Origin of the sequence: Enterovibrio qingdaonensis, assembly GCF_028683135.1 — a bacterium.
GTDB lineage: Bacteria > Pseudomonadota > Gammaproteobacteria > Enterobacterales > Vibrionaceae > Enterovibrio > Enterovibrio qingdaonensis.
On sequence record NZ_JAJUBB010000026.1, the window covers coordinates 65,449 to 71,904 of the forward strand.

Sequence of the window (6,456 nt, forward strand, 5' to 3'; positions counted from 1 at the left end):
CCGCAATGGCTTAACCTGGAATATTGGCAACCATCCTTAAGGAGGTTGTCAGTTCTTCCATTTGTAGCCAAGGACGCAGGTACGCAACGGCTGAATATGCACCTGGCTTACCGGCTTGTTCTTGCACCGTCACCTTGGCTTCCACCAAAGGATGGCGAGCTTTCGCCTCGTTACCAATCGCATTCGGGTTCACGTACTGGTGAATCCAAGTATTCAAGTCACGCTCGACATCCGACGCTTCTAGATGAGAGCCAATTTTGTCGCGTCCCATCACTTTCAGGAAGTGAGCAATACGGCTGCTTGCCATGGTGTATGGCAGGCGCGCAGAAATCGCGGCATTAGCCGTTGCATCAGGGTCAGTGTAGGTCTTTGGTTTATGGGCGGTTTGCGCACCCATGAACACACCATAGTTGGTGTTCTTGTAATGAACCAAAGGCAGGAAGCCAAGATCGCTTAGCTCTTTTTCACGTTCGTCCGTCAAATTCACTTCTGTTGGACATTGCTGAAGAAGATCGCCCGCGTCATTTTTGTAAGTAAAGTTAGGAAGATTCTCAACTTTACCGCCATTATCGTTGCCACGAATCGCCGTACACCAACCAAATTGACGATATGCATTGGTTAGGTTCAGGCCATAATCATAGGCTGCATTGCTCCATACAAAGTCATCTTCTGACTCGGGTACGGGAGTGCCATCCGCTCCGGACTTGAGCTCTTCAAAAGCAAAAGACTTAACGGGAATGGTGTTTGCGCCATAGGGAAGACGGGCAAGTGTTTTAGGTAAAGTCAGTGCAACATAGCGACTGTCATCACTTGCTCGGAAAGCATTCCAGCTCGCATAGGCAGGCGAATCAAAACCTGCAGCAACAGGCTTACCTTCTTGGAAGGTCTGGAAAGAGTCAAAATCGAACATACTTGCATTGGCTGCAGCGACGAACGGTGCATGAGAGGCTGAAGCAACCTCACCCATATAGCGAAGTAGCGCAACATCTTCGTCGCCATAACCAAAGTCGTAGTCGCCGATCAACGCACCATATGGCTGACCACCTGCTGTGCCGAACTCTTCTTGATAAACCATGGTGAAGAAACGGCTGCGATCGATAGCAGGTGCATCTTCAAATTGCTCAAGTAGTTCTTGCTTGGTGTAATCCGCCAGCTTGATTTTAAGGTCTGGACCAAGATCGCTGTTTTTCACTAACTTCTGCAACCCCAACCACGTGCCTTCCAACTTCTGGAAGTCTTGGTTCTTCATTACAGATTGCAGTTGCTCAGAGATCTTCCCATCAATGGCAACGATCGCTTTCTCAATGGTCAACGTGAGGTTTTTATCCCACGTTACCGTTCCATCAAGCACTTGTGAGGTCAGATTTGACAGCAGTTCTTTCGTTGTATCTGCTGGTGTTTGTGTTGTTGCCGTAATCGCGCGTTCTAGAAAACTCGCTTGGCCTTCCGCCGCTTCCGCGCCAGCTTGACTGGCTTGTTGTTCAGTAGACATTACTCACCTCCCTCCTTTTTCACACCCAATTCTTCTGCCAACCCTTGGATGGCATCTGTGCTCTGAAGGACTTCTTTTAGAAGGCGCTCAAGGTCTCGAGAGCGATCAGCCTTGCTGAGCAAGTCTTTGAGTTGATTACGCGTCTCTACCAATTGCTTCAATGGATCGATTTGCTCCACCAAGCTTTCAGGATGAAAATCACGCATAGATTGGAAGCTAAGGTTCACTTCAAACTGGCTATCGTCATCCGCCAATTTGTTATCAACTTTATAGCTAAGCTGAGGATGGATTTGAGTCATCACAGAATCAAAGTTGTCTTTATCAACACCTGTAAACTCACGCTCTTCCAAATCCACTTTGTCTGAGTCAGGTTTGTGACCGGAGAAATCACCAATGACACCAACCACGAAAGGCAGTTCCTTGGTCTCTACAGCCCCATTTGTTTCCACATCATAAGTAATGCTGACTCGGTTCTTACTTACGCGTTTATGTTGTGCATTCAGTGCCATAACACAATTCCATTTTCAAATTTACGTCACTAAGAAAAAGCGCCGACTACATAAACAGGCGCTTATTAATTACTTAGCACCAGACAGCAGTTTTCCTTGTGGCAAGTTGTAAGTCACAATGCCGCCATCTTTCATCTCGCCGTCTTCCAGCTCGTAGTTGTGCTTTTGGGAAATCTCGACATACGCCAGACTTACCGTTTCATGTGGCTGACCACCGTCGTTACCTTCTACGGTGTAAGACACTAAGCGCGCGTTAGACAGCTTGATTTGGAAGTACACGATTGCACCTTGACCGCCTGATTCAGGCTTCGTAAATGCAATCTCAACCGTTTTGCCTTCTTTACCAGGGTTAAACAGGTAAGAAAGGAGATCTTCTGATGCGCCATCGGTCTGCTTCGTAATCTTCACTTCACTCAGTGCAACCATCCCTGAATCCGCGTTGTTACCATTACCAATGTCCATCTGTACATTGCGCACACCACCCCACTTGTACGATGACAGTGCAAACCATCCAGTGCCATCTAAGCCAGTGATCGTCGCGCCACCTTTAACGTCAACACCATCGATTCGCATGTAGATACTTGCCATAACATTCCCTTTTGATTGACAGATTTAAAGCTTTACCAGCGCAAGCCTGTTGAGCCAGTACTCCCCTCATTTGATTGAGGTGTTCCACTAGATTCCGGTGCAGCTTTAGCCGGCTCTCGGCTTTCACTCACTGGTGGAGTGCTAGCAGGTTGCTGTACTGCTAACACGGTTTTGGTTGCAGGAAGAGGTACCTGAGAATCAGAGTCCAATCCTGCCAGATTGAATAGCCGACTTTGGTCCGTGTTCGAGTCTGTCATAAGTTCAGACATCAACTCTGGTAACGGCATATAGCCCCAGCGAATTGCTTTTTCTAGGAGAAAGGAGACTGGGCTATGGGGTTCAGAGGTTCTGAAGTAATCAGCAATCTCTCTTAGTTGCTTAAATGCGGCATCTCGGTTCATGTTTGCAGAAGCGGCTACATCGGCAAATAACGCAGTCGCAACTTGCGAAGTTTGAATGGTGTGAGTGGTTGTTGGCAGAACTGGGTGATTACTCAAATTCCCGTCCTCATTAGATTCACTAACGGGAGGTATTGGCATCTCTTCTGCCGGTTGTGATGGCTGAATACCCGTTAGAAATTGAATAGCATTGAGAAGCTTGCCTAACAGCGACAAAACAAAAGTGAAGTTAATTCCTTGCAGCCCTAGAGGGTTGGAATAACCATTTACTTTTGCAGAGATGGACAAACAAGATTGGCGCATTGCATCTAGGTGTTCGACCAGTATTTGAACTTGAGGTTTAGATTGCTGAATATAGGGCGCGATTTCGCTTTTAAGCTTATTGGTTTCGCCTTTGCGCTCAGCACTTTGGTACCTAAAAAATGTGACATCACCTATAATGGGAAACATCAATAGAGGTCCATAGATCAAACAACTGTCTTCGCTATCACCACATATTTGGAAGAAGGCTTTTATCTTGGTTTCATACTGTTTCTTTTTTGCTTCTTCGCCATCCACGTCGAGAGATGAATCAGCTAAGTGCGGGTTTAAAACATCCCAGCTTTCTTCCACCAGCTGTTCTAACCAAGCGGTCACATTCGCAGCTCCCGCACCAGTCTCATCTAAAACAAACTGAGCCGCTAACATCCAACCGATAAGTTCTATGTCACGACTTTCGGTTTTAAAAACGTCAATTAACGAAGAAGAGAGTGCGTTCCAGTTAGAGATATTCTCTTCAACAAGCGATTCTAATTCTGTCTCATCAGGGTTTTGAGCAAGTTTACGCAGAGATGTCTGTGCTACATTGAATTGGTTTCGTAAAGGCCGATACCTTGATCGGTCTGCTTTGAGGTAGTCACCGCATGGCAACTCATCAGAAATGGGTGTCGAAAGCGATGCTTTCAATTCTTCCTTGAAAAGCATGATAATTTTTGATCCCTAACTATACGTTTTTTGAGCCGTATTGCTGTGTTAACAACGGCCAATTTTTTTATATCACAGCCTCTAAACCCTTATTCCATCTAGGGTTTATTGGATCACTGGTTTCTTAGTTCCCTAAAGATGGTGCATTAGAGCATGATTGTAGAACATGACTGTATCATTTGTGAGGCATGAGTCATATTTTATTTACATATATTTCATAACCAAACAGCATTCCATAACGTTAGTTCCCAAAATGGAAAATCTGTCGCTTAGTTAGATAAACCATCAAATTGCGACTCAAGACTCATAACCACAATGTTTGTGCGCTTACTTTCATGTAGTTAGATCGAGCGATATCTAGAATTTCAATCAGATTAGAGCCATTTACTCAAAATATGGCCGGAACATTTGGTAGGAAACATATAAAACTTTGCCGCATGCGGTTATCAAAATCCCCTCATTGCAAGCAACATAGAAGTAACAACTCTCTCGTTGAGAATTGAGACTAATCATGCCCTCCGTTTTGATGAATATTTCGAATTGGAACGTTTAATTCACGTAACTAAGTACGTAAAAGTCGATGAACTGTTTTTGAATATGTAACCTCAACCTATTTCCTCGGATATACATACCTATCCAGATAATTATTTCAGATACGAAAAAGCCCGCTCAGTGAGCAGGCTTAATCTAATTTGGAGGAGTCAAAACAAACAATATCGAGATTTACTCGGTCGTTCCACTCCCTTGCCCTTCGGGCCGTTGCTTTTTCGGCTTCGCCGAGCAACCTTGTCTCGCTTCGCTCGGCTGAACCCTGTCTAGGGTTCTTCACCCTATTCCTTTCAAGGTTTATTCCAGATACGAAAAAGCCCGCTCAGTGAGCGGGCTTTTTCTAATTTGGCGGAGGGATAGGGATTTGAACCCTAGGTGCGCTATAAACGCACGCCGGTTTTCAAGACCGGTGCTTTCAACCACTCAGCCATCCCTCCGAAGAGACACGCATACTACTGCTCATCTTTAGGCGTGTAAATAGATAATTCGAAAATCCTCGCTCGTTTGCTTACTTATCAACCATCATGGCTTCATGCCCACTTTTCACGCCAGAATCTCGCCAAACACCCTTTGAGAATATGTCGAAATCTGAAGACACTAAATTCTCCGACCCGCCTTCTCTACAAGAGCCCCTTGTCCTTGAGTCGCTAAGACAAATCACGGTACTATTGCGCCCTAGAATGGCCACTCTCCTTTGATATCGTATTCGATACAGAGTGATACCAGAGAGTATTAGGTCATAGAGTGTCTATCACTCATTTTTTGCAGAGGCTTTCAGCTTCAAAGTAGAACTTACACTACATTGTATTTCGATTTATCGTGCCCAAAATCAAGTTAAGCACGGTAGGTTACTGCCAATTTTTGTATATGCCGCAGCCCACGCGGACATGACTTGCAGGTAATTATGTCTTTCAAATTTATCGATCTTTTTGCTGGGATTGGCGGAATAAGGTTAGGATTCGAATCCCAAGGTGGAGAGTGTGTCTTCTCTTCAGAGTGGGACAAACACGCGCAAACAACTTATGAAGCCAATTTCGGCGAAAAGCCACACGGCGATATCACCAAAATCGATCCCTATTCTATACCCGATCATGATGTACTGCTCGGTGGCTTCCCATGCCAAGCATTCAGCATTATTGGCAAAATGCACGGCTTCGAAGACACTCGTGGGACCCTCTTTTTTAACATCGCTGAAATTTTACGGATAAAAAAGCCAAAGGCATTCATGCTGGAGAACGTAAAACAGCTCAAGTCCCATGACAAAGGCAATACCTTCAAGGTGATATTGAAAACGCTGGAAGATCTCGGCTATCAAGTCCACCACACCGTGCTCAACGCACTGGATTTCGGCGTGCCCCAGAAACGTGAGCGTACCTTTATCGTTGGTTTTCTTGATGAAGGAAAAACATTCGCTTTTCCAAAAGGAGAGGAAGCCTATTCACTCACTGAAATACTGGAAGACGACAAAGATGTTGAACCTGGTTACTTCGTGAGTGAAGAGATTAAAAACAATCGACTAAAGCACTTGAAAAAAGAAGCTCCGGTTCCAAGCATCTGGCATCAAAACGTGTCAGGGAACGTGTCTCCTTTGCCCTATTCATGTGCGCTCAGAGCAGGAGCGTCATACAACTACCTTCTTGTTAATGGTATTAGAAGGCCAACTGCGCGAGAGCTTTTGAGACTTCAAGGCTTCCCAGAAGATTACAAAATCGTTGTTTCCTACACCCAATTGAGGAAGCAAGCGGGAAACAGTGTTGCAGTACCTGTGATTAAAGCGGTAGCAAAACATCTCATTGCGGCACTCTATGACAAAGAATTGCCCGTAACATCACCTGATAAAAACTCCCAAGCAGCCGCCTAACGATCAAGTGCAGTGACTTGGTCCAAGTCACTGCCTCTCTCCACCCTGTCCGTCGTTTTCTATCATCTCGAAAGTGCATCCAGTTCACATTCGACA

Annotated in this window: 5 protein-coding genes and 1 tRNA gene; 1 reads left to right on the forward strand and 5 read right to left on the reverse strand. The window is 45.3% G+C overall.

All coding sequences use genetic code 11. From position 1 onward, the window contains the following. Positions 1 to 10: 10 nt before the first annotated feature. From tssC to LRP49_RS22655, 5 genes are all read right to left on the reverse strand, one after another. Positions 11 to 1,492 (reverse strand): type VI secretion system contractile sheath large subunit, encoded by a 1,482-nt coding sequence (tssC, locus tag LRP49_RS22635; protein ID WP_274145256.1) that lies wholly within the window; start codon positions 1,490 to 1,492, stop codon positions 11 to 13. Then, positions 1,492 to 2,001 carry a type VI secretion system contractile sheath small subunit gene (tssB, locus tag LRP49_RS22640; protein WP_274145258.1) on the reverse strand — a complete coding sequence of 170 codons (510 nt, stop codon included), beginning with the start codon at positions 1,999 to 2,001 and terminating at the stop codon, positions 1,492 to 1,494. The genes tssC and tssB overlap by 1 nt, the downstream gene beginning before the upstream one ends. 69 nt (positions 2,002 to 2,070) lie before the next feature. Next, positions 2,071 to 2,589: an Hcp family type VI secretion system effector gene (locus LRP49_RS22645; RefSeq protein WP_274145259.1), complete on the reverse strand. Its 519-nt coding sequence runs from the start codon at positions 2,587 to 2,589 to the stop codon at positions 2,071 to 2,073. 32 nt (positions 2,590 to 2,621) lie between these two features. Beyond that, positions 2,622 to 3,950, reverse strand: a complete 1,329-nt coding sequence (locus LRP49_RS22650; RefSeq protein WP_274145261.1) for a type VI secretion system protein TssA — start codon at positions 3,948 to 3,950, stop codon at positions 2,622 to 2,624. A gap of 895 nt (positions 3,951 to 4,845) precedes the next feature. Further along, positions 4,846 to 4,936: transfer RNA gene (locus tag LRP49_RS22655), tRNA-Ser, on the reverse strand. A gap of 467 nt (positions 4,937 to 5,403) precedes the next feature. Here LRP49_RS22655 and LRP49_RS22660 point away from each other — a divergent pair. Next, a complete protein-coding gene (locus LRP49_RS22660) occupies positions 5,404 to 6,360 on the forward strand; it encodes a DNA cytosine methyltransferase (RefSeq protein ID WP_274145263.1) in 957 nt (318 codons plus the stop codon). Positions 6,361 to 6,456: the final 96 nt, after the last annotated feature.